Below are 1,670 nucleotides of genomic sequence, written 5' to 3'. Positions count from 1 at the left end.
GCCGAACCGTACGGCAGTGTGGATCACGGGAACGATGCTGGGGCCGGGCTAGTCGCCAAGCAAAGAAAGCCTTCAGTTCGGTCCGAAAGGGTTCGGGAACGATGGTGAAATCATAACCAATTCCACGCAGAAAAACGTCGGATGAGATTTGATCTGCGCTCGGCCGGATGAAAATCCCCTCTGCCCCTGAGGCGCTTCTACTATAAAGGTGTGATGTCTCGTCGATGCCATAAACCTCTTTTAGTGTCTGGAACCCCCAGCGATCCCGGTCGAGGAGAGTAGGGGAGATGGAAGCGATCACAGCCCGCAAACCGCCGAGGTAGGCGTCGGCCGGCGGATTAACGTGAACTGCGGTCAGAGCCATTTGACTGCTCCTTCGGTCAGCGCTCGGCGCCGAAGGGGATCCAGCTTGTCTGCCAACTCCTCATGGCTGCGCAGGTAAAGCTTGCGATACTCGGCGTTGAACAGGTGCTTGTAGATGTCGTTCGTCGTTTGCGGACTGGCGTGCCCGAGGCGATCGGCGACGTCGAGCAGGCTGTACCCCTGGGCGATGGCTTCGCTGGCATGTGAATGCCGGAACATGTGCCAAGTGAATGGTACGGCCGATTTGCGGATAAGGCGGTTCTGAATGTCGTAGGCGTTCGCCTCGGTGAGGCCACGGCCGATCCGCCCACCCTGAACGTTGCAGAACACGAAGTCGCTACCCGTCTCGAACGCCGGCAGATACTCGTCGCTGGCCAGGTAATCCTCGTACAGCCGCAGGATGAAGTCGGGTACCGGGATGGGCCGGGACTTGCCATTCTTGACCCGGGCGCCGTTTTCAAGGGTCCGTGGCGTCACCCAGATGACATTTTCGTCGAGCCGGATATCCTCGTGGTGGAGTCCACGCGCCTCTCCGATCCGCATGCCAGTCGTGTAAAGCAGCACCACCAGGAAGGCATCGCGGGCCAGAGCAGCTGCCTCGATAATCCGTAAGACCTGCTCGGGCCGCAGCCGGGCATCAGCCACTCGTTTGGCGGCGGCAGCCTTGACGGTCCGGTCGGCCCGGCGCTCCGACCGGCGTTGCGCCTTGCGGCCGGAAATATGGTCCAGAAATGGCCGGTAGCTGTCCAAGGCATCGTAGGCTCGGTGGCGTTTCACCTCGGCGAAGATCGTCGAACTCTGCCGCTGGTCCAAGAACTGATAGAAGCCCTTGATAGAAAACAGGACTTGGTTGTGCAGACTGGCGGAGCCGGTGCGGTGTTCCCAGTGCAGCGGCACGGTTCCAGCGTGAGCGGTAGCCTGATGGCTATCGTATCGGACCGCTGTCATAAGGAAACGGTCGAACTCCGGAGCTGTCAACTGCGCGAAGCTCTTACCCAAAGCTCCGAGATGGTTTCCCAACTTCACGGCATGATGGACGTAGTGCCGGATGGTGCTGGGCGCGTAGCGGCGCGCCTCCAGGAACAGCACGAAGTCGCGGATCTCCGGAACGGCCGCGCCGTGATCGTCGAAAGCCGTCCAACTGACCAGGCCCGAAGGCATCACGATGCGCTGGAGGTGCATGATGCACCTGACACGTTGTTGACAACCTTATGGTAAGCCTGTCAGCAACGCGGCTCAAACACGCAGAGTGGCTAGGTTCTTGACGTTCCTGACATGAGCAATCCTCCTACAGGTATTTCCATAAT

General features: G+C 59.8%; 2 protein-coding genes. Both read right to left on the bottom strand.

Features of this window, described 5'->3' with window-relative positions:
- Window positions 1-364: hypothetical protein (locus TSH20_RS35500; RefSeq protein WP_211100367.1), on the bottom strand; the 364-nt coding region annotated here is incomplete at its 3' end.
- Window positions 355-1,545, bottom strand: coding sequence for a tyrosine-type recombinase/integrase (locus TSH20_RS35185; protein ID WP_109157741.1), 1,191 nt, complete (start codon window positions 1,543-1,545; stop codon window positions 355-357). The genes TSH20_RS35185 and TSH20_RS35500, both read right to left, overlap by 10 nt.
- Between the last annotated feature and the right edge of the window lie 125 nt (window positions 1,546-1,670).

It is taken from the genome of Azospirillum sp. TSH20 (genome assembly GCF_003115935.1).
Taxonomy (GTDB): Bacteria; Pseudomonadota; Alphaproteobacteria; order Azospirillales; family Azospirillaceae; genus Azospirillum.
The sequence above is the reverse complement of the archived record's forward strand: the minus strand, read 5'-3'. Positions and strand labels throughout refer to the sequence as shown.

Bases quoted from the DNA above. Each gene is read 5' to 3' on its own strand.
- TSH20_RS35185 (WP_109157741.1), bottom strand. From the start codon at position 1,545: ATGCACCTCCAGCGCATCGTGATGCCTTCGGGCCTGGTCAGTTGGACG.